General features: G+C 48.8%; 16 protein-coding genes. 11 read left to right on the plus strand and 5 right to left on the minus strand.

Going from position 1 to position 16,725, the window contains the following annotated elements; all coding sequences use genetic code 11:
• Positions 1 to 30: 30 nt before the first annotated feature.
• The 3 genes from rlmH to rhlB all read right to left on the minus strand — a co-directional run bounded on the left by rlmH (position 31) and on the right by rhlB (position 2,221).
• Entirely contained in the window at positions 31 to 501 is a 471-nt protein-coding gene (gene rlmH, locus OA57_RS09745; protein WP_034616979.1) for a 23S rRNA (pseudouridine(1915)-N(3))-methyltransferase RlmH, read from the minus strand.
• A 5-nt stretch (positions 502 to 506) separates the two neighbouring features.
• Positions 507 to 833 (minus strand): ribosome silencing factor, encoded by a 327-nt coding sequence (rsfS, locus tag OA57_RS09750; protein ID WP_034616981.1) that lies wholly within the window; start codon positions 831 to 833, stop codon positions 507 to 509.
• A gap of 101 nt (positions 834 to 934) precedes the next feature.
• On the minus strand, positions 935 to 2,221 hold the full coding sequence (rhlB, locus tag OA57_RS09755) for an ATP-dependent RNA helicase RhlB (RefSeq protein WP_052122471.1): 1,287 nt from the start codon (positions 2,219 to 2,221) through the stop codon (positions 935 to 937).
• A 342-nt stretch (positions 2,222 to 2,563) separates the two neighbouring features.
• Here rhlB and rho point away from each other — a divergent pair, with 342 nt between their 5' ends.
• Positions 2,564 to 3,826, plus strand: coding sequence for a transcription termination factor Rho (gene rho / locus OA57_RS09760; RefSeq protein WP_034616984.1), 1,263 nt, complete (start codon positions 2,564 to 2,566; stop codon positions 3,824 to 3,826).
• 101 nt (positions 3,827 to 3,927) lie between these two features.
• Here the strand turns inward: rho and OA57_RS09765 are convergent, their stop codons facing one another.
• A complete protein-coding gene (locus tag OA57_RS09765; protein ID WP_034616987.1) occupies positions 3,928 to 6,501 on the minus strand; it encodes a penicillin-binding protein 1A in 2,574 nt (857 codons plus the stop codon).
• A gap of 162 nt (positions 6,502 to 6,663) precedes the next feature.
• Between OA57_RS09765 and OA57_RS09770 the strand changes: the two genes are divergently transcribed.
• The 8 genes from OA57_RS09770 to OA57_RS09805 all read left to right on the plus strand — a co-directional run bounded on the left by OA57_RS09770 (position 6,664) and on the right by OA57_RS09805 (position 13,155).
• Positions 6,664 to 7,485: a type IV pilus biogenesis protein PilM gene (locus OA57_RS09770; RefSeq protein ID WP_034616990.1), complete on the plus strand. Its 822-nt coding sequence runs from the start codon at positions 6,664 to 6,666 to the stop codon at positions 7,483 to 7,485.
• Positions 7,486 to 7,490: 5 nt separating this feature from the next.
• The gene (locus tag OA57_RS09775) at positions 7,491 to 8,051 is read left to right on the plus strand and encodes a hypothetical protein (RefSeq protein ID WP_034616992.1); all 561 of its coding nucleotides are present in this window, start codon (positions 7,491 to 7,493) and stop codon (positions 8,049 to 8,051) included.
• Entirely contained in the window at positions 8,048 to 8,590 is a 543-nt protein-coding gene (locus OA57_RS09780; protein ID WP_034616995.1) for a hypothetical protein, read from the plus strand. The genes OA57_RS09775 and OA57_RS09780 overlap by 4 nt, the downstream gene beginning before the upstream one ends.
• Positions 8,580 to 8,972 (plus strand): hypothetical protein, encoded by a 393-nt coding sequence (locus tag OA57_RS09785; RefSeq protein WP_034616998.1) that lies wholly within the window; start codon positions 8,580 to 8,582, stop codon positions 8,970 to 8,972. The genes OA57_RS09780 and OA57_RS09785 overlap by 11 nt, the downstream gene beginning before the upstream one ends.
• A 10-nt stretch (positions 8,973 to 8,982) precedes the next feature.
• Entirely contained in the window at positions 8,983 to 10,341 is a 1,359-nt protein-coding gene (pilQ, locus tag OA57_RS09790) for a type IV pilus secretin PilQ (protein ID WP_034617001.1), read from the plus strand.
• A gap of 259 nt (positions 10,342 to 10,600) precedes the next feature.
• Positions 10,601 to 11,134: a shikimate kinase AroK gene (gene aroK, locus OA57_RS09795; RefSeq protein WP_034617003.1), complete on the plus strand. Its 534-nt coding sequence runs from the start codon at positions 10,601 to 10,603 to the stop codon at positions 11,132 to 11,134.
• A 50-nt stretch (positions 11,135 to 11,184) separates the two neighbouring features.
• A complete protein-coding gene (gene aroB / locus OA57_RS09800; protein WP_034617190.1) occupies positions 11,185 to 12,276 on the plus strand; it encodes a 3-dehydroquinate synthase in 1,092 nt (363 codons plus the stop codon).
• Between the two features lie 3 nt (positions 12,277 to 12,279).
• Complete coding sequence (locus OA57_RS09805) at positions 12,280 to 13,155, plus strand: Dam family site-specific DNA-(adenine-N6)-methyltransferase (protein WP_034617006.1); 876 nt, start codon at positions 12,280 to 12,282, stop codon at positions 13,153 to 13,155.
• Here OA57_RS09805 and OA57_RS09810 read toward each other — a convergent pair.
• Complete coding sequence (locus OA57_RS09810; RefSeq protein WP_034617009.1) at positions 13,133 to 13,438, minus strand: DciA family protein; 306 nt, start codon at positions 13,436 to 13,438, stop codon at positions 13,133 to 13,135. The two genes, OA57_RS09805 and OA57_RS09810, sit on opposite strands and share 23 nt — an antisense overlap.
• A 117-nt stretch (positions 13,439 to 13,555) precedes the next feature.
• On the opposite strand from OA57_RS09810, the gene secM reads away from it, so the two are divergent.
• Both secM and secA read left to right on the plus strand, forming a co-directional pair.
• On the plus strand, positions 13,556 to 13,879 hold the full coding sequence (gene secM / locus OA57_RS09815) for a secA translation cis-regulator SecM (RefSeq protein WP_034617012.1): 324 nt from the start codon (positions 13,556 to 13,558) through the stop codon (positions 13,877 to 13,879).
• 101 nt (positions 13,880 to 13,980) lie between these two features.
• Positions 13,981 to 16,680, plus strand: a complete 2,700-nt coding sequence (gene secA, locus OA57_RS09820; protein ID WP_034617016.1) for a preprotein translocase subunit SecA — start codon at positions 13,981 to 13,983, stop codon at positions 16,678 to 16,680.
• Positions 16,681 to 16,725 lie beyond the last annotated feature (45 nt).

Here is a 16,725-nt window from a genome sequence, read left to right on the forward strand (position 1 = left end):
TCGAATCATTTTTTGTCTGTTTTTTATCCGCTACTCGCGATGATAGGGGTGATTGGCGCTTAAACTCCATGCCCGATACAGGCTTTCCGCCACCACAACCCGCACCAACAGATGCGGCAATGTCAACGGCGAAAGCGACCAACTGCGTTCTGCCGCCTGCTTACACTGCGGTGATAATCCTTCCGGCCCGCCGATCAACAGGCAGACATCACGCCCGTCCCGTTTCCAGCTGTCCAACTGTTGTGCCAATTGCGATGTCGTCCACGGTTTACCCGGAATATCCAGCGTTACAACCATGCTGTTCTTCCCGCAAGCCGCCAACATCTGCTCGCCCTCTTTTTCCAAAATCCGCTTAATATCTGCGTTTTTACCGCGCTTACCGGCGGCAATTTCCACCAGCTCAAACGGCATATCTTTCGGAAAACGGCGCTGATACTCCTCAAATCCGGCATTTACCCAAGCCGGCATTTTCGTTCCGACCGCAATCAGCTGAATTTTCATTCCGCCTAGCCCCAGAGCTTTTCCAGTTGGTACAAATCACGGCTTTCCTGCTGCATCACATGTACAATCACCTGTCCGAAATCCACCACCACCCAATCGGCGGTTTCAATGCCTTCCGAACCGAACGATTCAATGCCTTTTTCTTTACAGCTGTCCGCCAAATTTCGGGCGATCGCACCGACATGACGGCTTGATGTTCCGGTACAGATAACCATATTATCGGTAATACCGTTATTGCCGCGCACATCAAAAATCGAAATGTCGCCGGCTTTTAAATCATCGAGCACCTCAATGACTGCTTTGACTAATGAATTTTGCAAAAGTTTCCTCATAATTTCATTGTTTAGAAAGATGAAAGCCACAAATTCTAGCACACTTGGTAAAAACCCCCAATGCCATATGCGGCTCATGGCGTCTCAGTGACGGAAAACCACTAACTTCTTGGTCTCGGACGCCGATTGTTGCTATTACCTCCGCCACGCTTTTGATTCGTTCGGCTGCCGACAGTGCTGCGGCGCAACCGGAACGGTCTCGGCAAATCCTGTAACAGGGCATCGGCATCATACTGGCTGACGGGAATGGTGTGATCGATATATTCTTCTATCGCCGGTAAATTCATCGCATAAGCTTCACAGGCAAAACTGACGGATTTTCCGCTTTCACCGGCACGGCCGGTTCGCCCAATCCGGTGCACATAGTCTTCGCAATCGTCCGGTAAATCGTAGTTAAACACATGAGTTACCGCCGGAATGTGTAAGCCGCGTGCGGCCACATCCGTAGCGACCAGAATATCCAATTCCCCACGGGTAAATTTGTCCAACAGCGCCAAACGTTTTTTCTGCGCCACATCGCCGGTCAACAAGCCGACACGATGACCGTCTGCCGCCAGATGCCCCCAAATGTCCTCACACCGGTGTTTGGTATTGGCAAAAATAATACAGCGCTCCGGCCACTCTTCTTCCAATAACGTTTGCAGCAAGCGCATTTTATCCTGATTGGACGGATAGAACAGTTCTTCCGTAATGCGGTGTCCGGTTTTTTGTAACGGCTCAACTTCCACATATTCGGCGTTATTCATGTCTTCAAATGCCAACTCGCGCACACGAAAAGAAAGCGTTGCCGAAAACAGCAGCGTCAGCCGTTGCTCTACCGGCGGACATTTTCTCATTAAATAGCGAATATCACGAATAAAACCGAGATCGAACATTCGATCCGCTTCGTCCAGTACCACTACCTGAATATTATCCAGCTGAATAATGCCCTGTTTGACATAATCGATAACCCGACCGGTCGTGCCGATCAAAATATCAACGCCCTGTTCAATCGCCTTTAATTGCTTATCGTATCCGTCACCGCCATAGGCAAGTGCGGTTTTCAGGCCGGTACGTGCCGCCAATTTTTCCGCATCGTTATCGATTTGCACCGCCAATTCACGGGTCGGCGCCAAAATCAATGCACGCGGCCGATTTTTTTGATACTGCCCGTCTTCGTGTTGTTGACTCAACAATTGATGGAAAGCGGCGATCAAAAACGCCATGGTTTTCCCGGTGCCGGTTTGTGCCTGCCCGGCCACATCGCGTCCGGCTAAAGTCAACGGCAGCGTTAGCGCCTGAATCGGAGTGCAGTATTCAAAGCCGCTGTCATGAAGTGCGGTCAGCACTTGGGGATTCAGTGCGAAATCACTAAACCGCACTTTGCTTAAATGTTTATTGGTCTGCATATTTTCTGTTTGCATGGCAACTCTAATTATAAAGGGTTTGGAATTAACGGAATGAACATAGCTCATTCCCATCACTAAAATCTCCTAAGGATAGCACGAACCGCACTTTAGCATGAAAACAAATCGTCTTCTCAGCCAAATTTTCAATCCTTTTACTGTTTTTAGCCGGTTTTCGCCGTCGACCGGCATAAAAATAACATTAATCCGAATTCTAACTGGACAGTTTCCGCTTTTAGTGGTAATTTTATCGCCACTCAAAAAGTCTATGTCATACTTTCAGTGACGACACTCACTTACCATTAATCTAATTTCTAACTAATCTAACTTAATTTTCTTCTTATTATGAATCTTACAGAATTAAAAAACACACCAATCTCCGAACTTGTGCGCATCGGCGAAGAACAAATGGGTTTAGAAAATTTAGCCCGTCTACGCAAACAAGACATTATATTTTCAATTTTAAAACAGCACTCCAAAAGCGGGGAAGACATCTTCGGCGAAGGTGTACTGGAAATTTTGCAAGACGGCTTCGGCTTTTTGCGCTCTGCGGACAGTTCCTATTTGGCCGGTCCCGACGATATTTACGTCTCGCCAAGCCAAATCCGCCGCTTCAACCTGCGCACAGGCGATATGATCGAAGGCAAAATCAGACCACCGAAAGAGGGCGAGCGTTATTTCGCCCTCTTAAAAATCAAAGAAGTCAATGCCGACCGTCCTGAAATCTCACGCAATAAAATCCTGTTTGAAAACCTGACGCCGTTACACGCCAATTCACGCATGAAAATGGAACGCGGCAACGGCTCCACTGAAGATCTGACCGCACGTATTCTGGATCTGGCAGCGCCGATCGGCAAAGGTCAGCGCGGCTTGATCGTAGCGCCGCCGAAAGCCGGTAAAACCATGTTGCTGCAAAATATCGCACAAAGTATCACCTATAACTATCCGGAATGTATTCTTATCGTTCTGTTGATCGACGAACGTCCGGAAGAAGTGACCGAAATGCAGCGTTTGGTGAAAGGCGAAGTAGTTGCCTCCACCTTTGACGAGCCTGCGGCACGCCACGTACAAGTTGCTGAAATGGTAATCGAAAAAGCCAAACGTTTGGTCGAGCACAAAAAAGACGTGGTAATTCTGCTGGACTCAATCACCCGCTTGGCGCGCGCCTACAACACCGTTACCCCGGCTTCCGGCAAAGTGTTGTCCGGTGGTGTCGATGCCAACGCCCTGCACCGTCCGAAACGTTTCTTCGGGGCGGCTCGTAACGTTGAAGAAGGCGGCAGCTTGACCATTATCGCCACCGCACTTGTCGATACCGGCTCGAAAATGGACGAAGTGATCTACGAGGAGTTTAAAGGAACCGGTAACATGGAATTGCATCTGTCACGTAAGATTGCAGAAAAACGTGTCTTCCCGGCCATCGACTTTAACCGTTCCGGCACACGTAAAGAAGAGCTTATCACTACACCGGAAGAGTTACAAAAAATGTGGATTCTGCGCAAAATCGTTCATCCGATGGGTGAAATCGAGGCGATGGAATTCCTTATCGATAAACTCTTAATGGCAAAAACCAATGAAGAGTTTTTCGAGATTATGAAGCGTTCATAATCACCGTAGCGACAGAAAAATGCCCACGATTGTGGGCATTTTTGTTGCTGAAAAACGACCAAGTGCGGTTGGATACTTTGCCAACCGCACTTTGATCCCGATTAAAACAGTTCTTCCACTCTCGGACCGCTGCCGTCGCCGGGATTGACCATGATTTGGTAACCCTGCTCACGGATATAGCGGCGTGTCGGTTCAGTGCCTTTGATAAAATATTCGATTCGACCACCGCCGCCGGTGAGCAAGCCGCTGGATTTGTCGATACGCTTTTCAATGATTCCGGGCGGCAGCGGATCTGCACGTTCCGGTTTGTTTTCCAACGCTTTTTTCATATATTGCTGCCATGCCGGCATGGCGGTGCTTGCGCCCGCTTCCCCCCGTCCCAATTCATATTTATTGTCGTCAAAACCGACATAAACCGCTGTTGCGAAATTCGCACCGAATCCGGCATACCATGCCACTTTCGAATTGTTGGTGGTGCCGGTTTTTCCGCCGGTATCGCCACGTTTGATCTCATTAGCCATGCGCCAACCGGTTCCTCTCCAGCCGCTGCCCTGCTCGCCGTAAATGCCTGATTGCAAAGCGCTACGAATTAAAAAGGCCAATTCGCCGCTAATAACTCGCGGCGCGATTTGCGGTGTCTGGCTTTGCATACGTGATTGCGCCAGTAATTGCGGCCCGTTTTCCAACTGACTATTGGCAATTTGCAGTTCGGGAATATCCGGTACGGTTTCCGGCTGTTGATCCGGATCGCCATCCGCCGCAGATTCTCCGCCTTGCAATGCCGTATCGGTTTGCAGATTTTCCTGTACCTGATCCAACAGATCCAGTTTTTGCTGTTCGCCGTAAATCACCGGAATATCATGGCAGCTGAAACACGCCACCTTCGGGTTGGCAACATAAATTTCCTTACCTTCGTTATCCAAAATTTTCTCGATGATATACGGATCAATCAAAAAGCCGCCGTTATCAAACACCGCATAACCGCGCGCCATTTCCAGCGGAGTAAATGATGCCGCCCCCAGTGCCAACGCTTCCGTTGCCTGATATTGATCACGTTTGAAACCAAAACGCGGCAAGAAATCCGCCACATAGCCGATTCCCACCATTTGCACCGCACGCACCATCATCACGTTTTTCGACTGCGCCAATCCTTGACGCAAACGCAACTGCCCGTCGTAACGGTTCGGCGAGTTTTTGGGCGACCACGGTTTTTGCCCCGGAATACGAATGGTAATCGGGCTGTCATTCAAAATCGTCGCCAAGCTTAGTCCTTTATCCATCGCCGCGGCATAGATAAACGGTTTAATCGAAGAACCGACTTGCACCATCGATTGTGTCGCACGGTTAAATTTACTCTGACCGAAACTGAAACCGCCGACAATCGCCTCAATTGCTCCATTATCGCTGTTTAGGGAGACCAATGCCGAATTGGCACGCGGCAACTGCCCCAATATCCATTCCTGCTTACTGTTTTGGCGAATCCAAATCTGTTCCCCGACTTTGATCCTTAAATTCGATGCCGTCGCCCCTGCCCATTTCATGGCGGAAAGCGGCAATGCCATTTTTTCGCCGGACGCCAGCAACAGCTCTGCGCCATTGCGATCCGTCGCAATAACCGCGGCGGCAACCAACGGCTCCGAATTGGGTATTTTTTTCAGAAAACCGATGATTCTATCCTGTTCCCATGCGGTTTCACCGCTCTTCCATAATGGTGCGCCGCCACGATAGCCGTGGCGCATATCATAATTAATCAGATTGTTGCGCACAGCGATTTGCGCATTACGCTGATCTTCGGAATCAACGGTGGTATACACTTTATAACCTTTGGTGTAGGCATTTTCTTCACCATACAATTTCACCATTTCCTGCCGCACCATTTCGGTCACATAATCGGCGTGGAAATCGAGCTGGCTGCCGTGATAACTGGCAACCAACGGTTCATTGCGTGCCTGCTCGTATTCCTCGCGCGTGATATAATTTTCATCCAGCATTCTGCCCAACACCACATTACGGCGCTCAGTCGCGCGCTGCAACGAATACAGCGGATTCATGGTAGAAGGCGCTTTCGGCAAACCGGCGATCATCGCCATTTCGCTCAGGCTTAACTGATTGAGATCTTTGCCGAAATAAGTTTTCGCTGCCGCCGCCACGCCATAAGAACGGTATCCCAGATAAATTTTGTTCAAATAGAGTGCTAAGATTTCATCTTTGCTCAGGTTTTTCTCAATTTCAATTGCCAAAATCGCTTCCCGTATCTTTCTGATCAAGGTTTTTTCCGGCGTCAGGAAAAAATTACGCGCCAACTGCTGAGTGATGGTACTGGCTCCTTGTGAAGCGCCCCCGTCGCTCAGCGCCACTTTCAGCGCCCGCGCAATGCCGATCGGATCCAACCCGTAATGAGTATAGAAACGGCTGTCCTCCGTTGCCAGCACCGCCTCTTTCAGCTTTTGCGGAATCTGATCCAATGCCACCGGAATACGGCGCTGCTCTCCCACCTCCCCGATTAATTTGCCGTCTGCCGTATAAATCTGCATGGGTTGCTGCAACTCGACCGTGCGCAACGTGTTGACCTCCGGCAAACCGGACTTGATATGGAAATAAGCAACAGCCACTACCACACAGCCCAAAATTGTCAAGGTTAATAAAGTACTAAATATTAATTTTACGATCTTCACCGAAAACTTCTCTCTCAAAATTCAACAAATAAACCGATTTACGCCACACTGTCGGCAGATATTCGGACGACTAAACACGGTTATCCGAAAAATTAATGACACAACGTCGACAACACAACCATTTTACACGTTATCCAGCAAACGTTGAGGATATTTTTACTGATGCGCCACATGCTCTTCTCACCGCCGCCGCTGCCTATCGGACTGTATCCGAACGGGCAAACCGTCAATATTGCCTTTATCGACAAACGGCAACAAGCCTGTTTCTGCCAAATCGAATCGACGGATCTGGCAAGGCTGCCGTCATTACTCAGACAACAATTTGCCGAGAAAATATCCAAAAGACAATCTTTTTTTTACATTTCCTGTCTGGAACCGCACTTGCTGTGGCAAAAACACCTGCTGTTGCCGCACACCTCGGCGGCAGAACGCTACCGACAAGTGCGCCTGATTGTACAGCAGCAATTGCCGTTGGAAGAACAATTGCTGCAATTCGATTTTAACGCCGCCCCGCTCCAACATATCGGCACAGCGCGGCAAATTGATTATGTACAGATTTATGCGGCCAAAAAACAAAATATCCGGCGCTACTGCGCACAATTCTCCCCGTTGAAGCTCAACGTACTCGATGTCCATGCCCACGCCTTACTGCGGGCTTTTGCTTACGCCGGCAACAGTGCGATTGACGAGAATACATTACTGATTTACCACACGCCGCATCAAAGCGTACTACTGCAACAATATCAAGACAAACTATTTCAACATTACGCCGATTCTCAGTCGCCGGAAACGCTTTTGCAAACCTTTTACCGGCAAAATCCGAAAGCGCAACTCAAGCGTTATCTGATCTATGCCGATGCCGCTGCGTTAGCCGCATTATCGGCCGACATCACGACAAATGCCGACATCATCTCATTGGATCCGCAACATTATCCCAGCCTGATCGCACTAGGCTGCGCATTATGGCGGGCAAACAAGGAATAAACATCATGTTGCCGACAACATCCATAAACCTGTTAGACTGGCGTATAAACCGATTACAACAACAAACCTTCAAATTTATCCGGTTTTGTTTTTGGGTCGGCGTGGTGTTGCTGACGGCGATAACCGTCTTAAACCGTTATCAGCAGCGACTTACATCACAGATCAACGAACAATATCGGCAGCAGACCGCACTTCGGCAAACCAATCAGCAGCTGCAACAACAAATCAACCAACTGCAACAACAAGCGGTTTTCAACGATACGCCACAGGCGCTCATTGAAGCACCGGCATTATCGCTGTTTCGTACCCTTCTCACCCGCCTACCGATGACACAAGGGCGGCTTACATCGGCTTCGCTGACAACAGACGCCGATACTTATATTTTCGCTTTACAAGGTTATACCGCCTCCGCCGATGAATTCAATCGCTTGAAAAACCATATCGAGCAACTGCTGCCGCAAGGCGCAATAGAACTGACGCAATTTGAACTGCAACAGCAACATTTGCAATTCGGCGTTCATATCCGGCTGGCGAATCCCCTCCCTGTCGACGAGGTGGCAAAATGAAATGGCGCCTACAACCCTACTCTTCGTTCGCCCGTTTGGTATCGGCGCCATATCGGCTGAAATTGTTTTACGCCTGCCTGCTGCTGATATTCGTTTGCGGCTACGGTACGCTTGAATTGATACGGCAGCAACAGCGCTTAACCGAAATCACTGCCGAAAACCGTCAACTTACGGCAGAAAAACAGCAAAAACAACAAGTTATTACATTATTACAGCACAAAGCCGATGCAGAAAAAAACACCTTGGATCCCAAAATTGCAATACAAATCGCCCCATTGGATCAACGTCTACAAAGTGCGGTTAACGCCATTCACGGCATCACTGTCGAGCGGCAACAATGGCATTTTTCCGCCACACCGTCGTTACAACTCGAATTGCGCGGACGATTTTACGCGCTTAACCATGTGCTACAGCAACTGCAAAACGAATTTCACGCCTTAAAACCGTTGAACCTCGTATTCACCCACGCTGACAATCAGCCGCAAACCACGCTTAAACTGACATTACGCTTTATCAAGGAGCTTGATCATGCCGATTAAATTTTTTCTGACCGCACTTTTGCTGTGCTGCCGCCCGGCACTGGCCGCCGACCAAACCGCACTTACCGATCCGTTTTCGCCGTCATCTGCCGCCAATGCCGATTCGTCCCTTTCTCCGCTGCAAACGATGGCAAACCAGTGCGGTGATAGCGCCGAATGGCTGATGGATAACTTGCCGCTGCAACAGCTGAAACCAATCGGTTTGATTCACTATCCGCAATATGCGGTTGTGCTCTGGCTGACACCGACCGAGGTGATTATCGACAGCCGACTCAACCATGTTATCGCCGAAGAACAGTGGCAAATCGTCAACATTGAAAATCGACAAATCCGCCTGCAAAACTGCCAAAATCCGGCGCAGCAAAAAACCATCCATTTATAAGGAAATACACATGCGCTTACTGTTAACCCGAATCACATTATCCGTGTTGTTAATCGCGTCCCCGTTTGTCGCCGCAGCGGAAAAAAAGGATTTGCCCCCCGACCGTTTTACCCTAATCCTGAAACAGGCACCGTTGGTCGGCACTTTGCATTATTTAGCACAGCAGCATGATGTCAATCTGGTGTTGGACGACGATTTGAAAGGCAATATCAGCCTGCATTTAAAGCAAACGCAGTTTGACCCGCTCTTAAAAGCGATCAGTAAAATTCACCCGCTGGAAATCGAAACCTTCGGCGGCAATTATTTTATCACCGCCAAAACCGCGCCGGAGACGCCAACAACCGCACTTGCCGCCGAAAACAAACTGCAAACGGTGAAAATCGCCCTACAGCACGCTAAAGCCGCCGACATCATGCAATCGTTGAACAGCGGCAGTGGATCATTACTCTCGGCAGGCGGCAGTATTACCTTTGACGACCGCAGTAACAGCCTGATTTTACAAGATCAGCCGCAGGCAATCGCTAATTTACGCCGAATTATCCAACAATTGGATCAGCCGACACAACAAGTGTTAATCGAAGCGCGCATTGTCACTATCAGTGATGAAAGCCTGCGTGAGCTAGGCGTACGCTGGGGATTATTCAAACCAAGCGGACAATCGCACCGTCTTGCCGGCAGTCTGGAGGCTAACGGTTTTGCCGAGATAGAAAACCAGCTGAATATCAATTTCGGCAGCGAATACAGCAACGCCGCCGGCGTTTCACTGCAAGTCGCCAAAATCGGCAGCCGCCTGCTGGATTTGGAACTGACCGCACTTGAGCGGGAAAATAACGTCAATATCATTGCCAGCCCGCGTTTACTCACGACCAATAAAAAAAGCGCCAGTATCAAGCAGGGCACTGAAATTCCTTATTTAGTCAATAATACCCGTAACGACACCCAAAGCGTTGAATTCCGCGATGCCGTGCTGGGGCTGGAAGTCACACCGCACATTTCCCATGACAACACCATTTTACTCGACTTAATGATCAGCCAAAATTCGCCCGGCAACAGTGTTGCTTACGGCAATAATCAAATGACGACAATCGACAAACAGGAGATCCAAACTCAAGTTTTTGCCCGTCACGGTGAAACCATTGTGTTAGGCGGCGTTTTTCACGACACCATCGTCGACGGGCAAGACAGCGTGCCGCTATTGGGCGAGTTGCCGGGCATCAAACATCTGTTCGGTAAAGAAACCAAACGCCATGCCAAACGGGAACTGGTGATTTTTGTGACGCCGCACATCGTGCAACCGCAGCAAATACCGGCACTGCAAATACCCACCGCCCCCAAACAACCGATACGCCCGTTTGTCTATGGATTTTAACGTTGTCGAAAGCGGCTTTTCGGTCAAATTTGTGTTTTTGTTAATTAAAAAGGGAAATATCGGGCAAGACAGTTGAAAACAAGGGCGGTTTATTGCGATAATTGCCCCCTTAACTTAAAAGTTGAAGTTTGTGGGGTGCTTTACAGCTTAAACTGCCGATATTCGGCACACACTTTTGCCCGCGTTTTTATTCCTTCAACAGCATGTTTGCAAATAGCAAACCCTATTAATCATAACATTAACAAGAATTTAGAATAACATGGCTGAAAAACGTAATATCTTTTTAATCGGTCCTATGGGTGCAGGGAAAAGCACTATCGGGCGTCAACTTGCCCAGATCCTTGGAATGGAATTCATCGATTCCGACGGCGAAATCGAACAACGTGCCGGCGCCGACATCAGTTGGATTTTTGATGTCGAAGGCGAAGCCGGTTTCCGCAAACGTGAAGAACGCATTATCAACGAACTTACCCAACGGCAAGGCATCGTCTTGTCCACCGGCGGCGGTGCTATCGTATCGAAAGAGACGCGCAATCACCTCTCTGCACGCGGCATTGTGGTCTATTTGGAAACGACAGTAGACAAACAGCACCAGCGCACCTTGCGCGATAAAAAACGTCCGTTGCTGCAAGATGTGGCTGACCCTCGCCAAGTATTGGAAGATTTAGCGAAAGTACGCAATCCGTTATACGAAGAGATTGCAGACATCACCATGAGCACCGATGAGCAGAGTGCCAAAACGATGGCTAATCAACTAATTGATTTACTGGAAGAATTTTCCTCCGTCAATTAATTTTATTCCCTTTAAACCGAGATGACACCATGAGCGAAGCCGACAACGATGTGATTGAAGTAAATGTCGAACTGAAAGATCGCCGCTACCCGATTCGGATAGGCAGCGATATTCTGACACAGCCACAGCACTATGCACCGTTAAAAAGCGGCGACAACGTCATGATTGTTTCAAATCCCAACGTGGCAAAACACTATTTGGCAACCGTCAGTGAGACCTTACGCCAATTAGGTTGTCGGGTGGAATCGGTTTTGATCCCGGACGGCGAACAATACAAAACCCTTGAATCACTGAATTTAATTTTCACCGCACTTTTACAAGCCAATTATGGACGGGATACCACCATTATCGCACTTGGCGGCGGCGTGGTCGGTGATGTTGCCGGCTTTGCGGCGGCAAGTTATCAGCGTGGCGTGCGCCTGCTGCAAATTCCGACTACCCTGCTATCGCAAGTCGATTCTTCCGTCGGCGGTAAAACCGGCGTGAACCATGCACTGGGAAAAAACATGATCGGGGCATTTTACCAGCCATGCGCCGTCATTATCGACAGTACTACACTGGAAACATTGCCGAAACGGGAAGTTTTTGCCGGCTTGGCGGAAGTCATCAAATATGGCGCTATCCTGGATATTGCATTTTTCGAATGGCTGGAGCGGCATATCAGCGATTTGGTCAGACTGGACACAAACAAATTGCAAAGCTGTATTCAACGCTGCTGTGAGCTGAAAGCCGAAGTCGTAGCGCGTGACGAAACCGAACAGGGCGATCGTGCACTACTGAATCTGGGGCATACTTTCGGGCACGCAATCGAAACACATTTGGGCTACGGCAACTGGCTACACGGTGAAGCTGTGGCGGTCGGTATGCTGATGGCGGCGGCACAATCCCATTTACTCGGCGATTTGAGTCAAGAGGCCGTTGCCCGCTTGGAAAAACTGTTGGCGCAAGCCAATCTGCCGACCGTTTCTCCGGACGGAATGACGGCCGACGACTATTTACCGCTGATGATGCGCGATAAAAAAGTGTTGCGCGGCAAACTGCGCTTGGTACTGCTCAAACAGCTGGGGCAAGCCTATGTCGCCAAAGACAGTGATCCGCAATTGGTACAACAGGCAATCCACATTTACAGCCAGTTTGATTAACCCATGCCGATTGCCGTCAACAGCCCGCTTAAACACCGCCCCTTTCTCAAATGGGCCGGCGGCAAATTTCGTCTGACCGATGAAATCAATAAGCTGTTGCCGGAAAACAAACATACACTGCTTGAACCCTTTGTCGGCGCCGGTTCGGTATTTCTGAATTCTAATTTCAAACACTATATTCTGGCGGATCTGAATTCGGATCTGATTAATCTTTTCAATGTGGTCAAAACCGATGTCGATCATCTGATCAATGAAAGCGTGAAAGTCTTTCGACATACCGATGCCAACAGTGCCGAATTTTATTATCAGAAAAGAGACGAGTTCAACCGCACTTGCGATCCGTTTCTGCGCTCAATCCTGTTCATCTATTTGAACCGTTTCGGCTACAACGGGCTTTGTCGCTATAATAATAAAGGGTTGTTTAACGTACCGTTCGGGGCTTATGTCAAACCCTACTTTCCGGAGCAGGAAATTCGTTACTTCAGTGATAAAGCACGACAGGCAATATTTCTCTGTGAAGCATTTGACAAAAGTTTTCAACATGCCAGTCATAACAGCGTGGTCTATTGCGATCCGCCGTATGCGCCGTTAGTGCAACTTTCCAATTTCACGCATTATGCCGGTAACGGATTTACTCTGATACAACAGCAAGAACTGGCGGATTTGGCAAAACAGTGTGCGGAACTGCACCATACCACCGTCGTGATTTCCAATCACGATACCCCGTTTACCCGCAAAATTTATCGCGGCGCCAAATTTAAAAAGCTGGTAGTACAGCGTCATATCAGCCAAAACGGCGAAAACCGCAATAAAGTAAACGAGCTGATCGCCGTTTTTCAAGCCGGAAAACGCCAATCTAAAAAGACAATTCCGGATTAATCTTAAACGTCAGTCGTTTTGCCTGCGGAAACACCTGTTGTGCCAATTTCAACAATTCCGCCTGCCGAAACAAAATACCCTGCTTCACCGTCGCACTTGCCACTTCGCAATAAATCACTTCGTCCCGCACATTCGCCACACGAAACCGCCCTTGAAACGGCGCCGGAAAACATTGCTGCAATTGCTTGTTCAGATCCGCAAGAAACAGCCCGTGCTTCGCAATCTGGGCAAACGCACTGCGTTCGACAATCTCTTGAATATTTTTCATTTTATTTCGGCGCATAACTTGTTTTTCCGTAATTCGTCCCGATATTTATGACATTCAGGTCATGATGTTCTATAATAGCACAACATGTTTACCACCCCTATTTTGAAAATCACAAGCTGAGCCGCATAATTGATGAATCCGTTTCACCGTTGTCGCAAACCGCACTTTTGGTCGCAATTCCTTTTAGGAATGTTGGCAATTATGTCGTTGCCGGTCAATGCGTCACTCAGCCAAAATCAACCCGCTTACGATCAAGCTTATCAACAATCGCAACAGCTGCAACAGCATAAACCGGCATCATCGCTGTTTTATCAACAGCAGCAACGCCAAATCCGGCTACAACAGCAGGTTATTCGCGAATTGCCGCACTACCGTCCCGTAATCCGATTGTTGATCAGCCGGCAACATCATGAAGCCGTACCGCCAATCCGTGCCGGACCGTACTTTTCTTTCTGACTCCAATAACAACCATATCGGGCGATAAAACGACTCAAAGTGCGGTTTGACCGCACTTCGCTCAACCAATGAATCCATTATCAATAAAAGTAAAAAAGATTATGTTTAGAACCATTGCAACCAAATTATTCGGCAGCCGTAATGAGCGCGTGTTACGCCGCCTGAACAAACAAGTCCAAAAAATCAATCAATTGGAAACGGAATACCAAACCCTCAGTGATGAGCAATTAAAAGCCAAAACAACGGAATTCAAAACCCGCCTGCAACAGGGCGAAACGCTGGAAAAAATTCTGCCGGAAGCCTTTGCTACCGTGCGTGAAGCCTGTTTGCGCACGCTGGGGATGCGTCCGTTCGATGTGCAATTGCTCGGCGGTATGATTTTAAATGATCGCTGTATCGCCGAAATGCGCACCGGCGAAGGGAAAACCCTGACCGCCACCCTGCCTTGCTATTTGAATGCCTTAACCGGACGCGGCGTTCATGTCGTCACGGTAAACGACTATCTGGCGCGCCGTGATGCCGAAACCAACCGCCCGTTATTTGAGTTTTTAGGCATGACCGTCGGTGTGAATATCCCGGGATTGGCGCCGGAACAAAAACGTGCCGCTTATGCCGCCGATGTGACTTATGCGACTAACAGCGAACTGGGCTTTGACTATCTGCGCGACAATCTGGCACATTCGCCGCAAGATCGCTTCCAACGCCCGCTGTATTATGCCTTAGTCGATGAAGTCGATTCGATTTTAATCGATGAAGCCCGCACACCGCTGATTATCTCCGGCCAAGCGGAAGACAGCTCCGATCTGTATATTGCGATTGACAAACTGATTCCGAAGCTGGTGTTCCAAGAAAAAGAGGACAGCGAGGAATATCAAGGCGACGGTGATTACACATTAGATTTGAAAAACAAACAGGCATTTTTGACTGAGCGCGGACAAGAAAAAATTGAAAATTTGTTGACCGAAGCCGACTTGATGAAAGAAGGCGATTCACTGTATTCGCCGTCGCGCGTTACCCTGCTGCACCATGTTAATGCTGCACTGCGGGCTCATACCCTGTTTGAACGCAATGTGGATTATATCGTCAAAGACGGTGAAATCGTAATTGTGGACGAACACACCGGCCGTACCATGCAAGGGCGCCGTTGGTCTGAAGGGTTGCATCAGGCAATTGAAGCCAAAGAGGGCGTACAAATTCAGAATGAAAACCAAACTACAGCGTCCATCACTTATCAAAACTACTTCCGACTATATGAAAAATTGGCTGGCATGACCGGTACGGCAGATACCGAAGCCTTTGAATTTCAACAAATTTATGGACTTGAAACCGTTGTAGTACCAACCAACAAGCCGATGATCCGCGACGATCGTACCGATTTGATGTATAAAAACGAAGAAGACAAATTTGCCGCCATCGTAGCCGACATCAAAGACGCCGTTGCCCGCAACCAGCCCGTGTTGGTCGGGACGATTTCGATTGAAAAATCCGAATTATTATCACAAACTCTGACCAAAGCCGGAATTAAGCACAATGTGCTGAATGCCAAATTCCACGCACAGGAAGCGGAAATTGTAGCCGATGCCGGTGTGCCGGGTGCGGTAACCATCGCCACCAATATGGCGGGGCGCGGAACCGATATTGTATTGGGCGGCAACTGGCGTTCGGAAATCGCCAAACTTGAAAATCCGAGTGAAGAACAGATTGCCGAAATCAAGGCGGAGTGGGAAGCTCGCAATAAAATCGTAATGGAGGCCGGCGGCTTGCATATTATCGGCACCGAACGCCATGAATCACGCCGTATCGACAACCAGTTGCGTGGCCGCTCCGGCCGTCAGGGCGACCCGGGTTCTTCCCGTTTCTACCTCTCGCTGGACGATGCCTTAATGCGGATTTATCTCAACGAAGGCAAGCTGAATATGATGCGCAAAGCATTCAGCGAACCGGGGGAAGCGATGGAATCCAAATTACTGGCGAAAGTCATTGCCAGTGCACAGGCAAAAGTTGAAGCACACAACTTCGACGGACGCAAAAACCTGCTGCAATTTGACGATGTCGCCAACGATCAGCGTCATGCTATTTATGCACAGCGGAATGATTTGCTGGATCACGACGATATTTCCGAAACCGTCAATGTTATCCGGGAAGACGTGTTTAACAGTGTTATCGATCAATATATTCCGCCGCAATCGCTGGAAGAAATGTGGAATATTGAGGGACTCGAGCAACGCCTGCAAACCGATTTCGCCCTATCACTGCCAATCGGTAAGTGGTTGGAAGAAGACAACAGCCTACACGAAGAGAATCTGCGCGAACGCATTCTGGCGGCAGCCGTTGCCGAACATCAGCGCAAGGAAGAGCTGGTCGGGATTGAAAATATGCGCTCTTTCGAAAAAGGGGTCATGCTACAAATCTTGGACGAATTGTGGAAAGAACATTTGGCCGCCATGGATCACTTGCGCCGCGGAATCCATCTGCGTGGTTATGCGCAAAAAGATCCAAAGCAGGAATATAAAAAAGAGTCGTTCCAAATGTTCACCGAAATGCTGGACACGCTGAAATTCACGGTGATCAGCACCCTGAGTAAAGTACAGGTACGAACACAGGAAGAAGTCGAAGAAGCCGAACGCTTACGCCGTGAAGCCGCCGAACGTCAGGCCGCTGCAATGCAATACCATAAAAACGGTGACGAGCCTGCCGCAGAAGGCGAGAATCAGGGTGAAGTGGCCAAAGTCAGCCGCAATGCCCCTTGCCCTTGCGGTTCCGGCAAAAAATACAAATATTGCCACGGCAAGATTAAATAACTTCACCCGACAAAGGCAGGTATCCCCTGCCTTTATTAAATGGAA

The sequence above is a fragment of the Chelonobacter oris genome, assembly GCF_000772535.1.
GTDB lineage: Bacteria > Pseudomonadota > Gammaproteobacteria > Enterobacterales > Pasteurellaceae > Chelonobacter > Chelonobacter oris.

Coding starts and splice junctions, on each gene's coding strand:
- secM (WP_034617012.1), top strand. CDS start 13,556: ATGAATCCGTTTCACCGTTGTCGCAAACCGCACTTTTGGTCGCAATTC.
- rsfS (WP_034616981.1), bottom strand. CDS start 833: ATGAGGAAACTTTTGCAAAATTCATTAGTCAAAGCAGTCATTGAGGTG.
- OA57_RS09785 (WP_034616998.1), top strand. CDS start 8,580: ATGCCGATTAAATTTTTTCTGACCGCACTTTTGCTGTGCTGCCGCCCG.
- rho (WP_034616984.1), top strand. CDS start 2,564: ATGAATCTTACAGAATTAAAAAACACACCAATCTCCGAACTTGTGCGC.
- aroK (WP_034617003.1), top strand. CDS start 10,601: ATGGCTGAAAAACGTAATATCTTTTTAATCGGTCCTATGGGTGCAGGG.
- OA57_RS09775 (WP_034616992.1), top strand. CDS start 7,491: ATGTTGCCGACAACATCCATAAACCTGTTAGACTGGCGTATAAACCGA.
- rlmH (WP_034616979.1), bottom strand. CDS start 501: ATGAAAATTCAGCTGATTGCGGTCGGAACGAAAATGCCGGCTTGGGTA.
- secA (WP_034617016.1), top strand. CDS start 13,981: ATGTTTAGAACCATTGCAACCAAATTATTCGGCAGCCGTAATGAGCGC.
- OA57_RS09810 (WP_034617009.1), bottom strand. CDS start 13,438: ATGCGCCGAAATAAAATGAAAAATATTCAAGAGATTGTCGAACGCAGT.
- OA57_RS09770 (WP_034616990.1), top strand. CDS start 6,664: ATGCGCCACATGCTCTTCTCACCGCCGCCGCTGCCTATCGGACTGTAT.
- pilQ (WP_034617001.1), top strand. CDS start 8,983: ATGCGCTTACTGTTAACCCGAATCACATTATCCGTGTTGTTAATCGCG.
- OA57_RS09805 (WP_034617006.1), top strand. CDS start 12,280: ATGCCGATTGCCGTCAACAGCCCGCTTAAACACCGCCCCTTTCTCAAA.
- OA57_RS09780 (WP_034616995.1), top strand. CDS start 8,048: ATGAAATGGCGCCTACAACCCTACTCTTCGTTCGCCCGTTTGGTATCG.
- rhlB (WP_052122471.1), bottom strand. CDS start 2,221: ATGCAGACCAATAAACATTTAAGCAAAGTGCGGTTTAGTGATTTCGCA.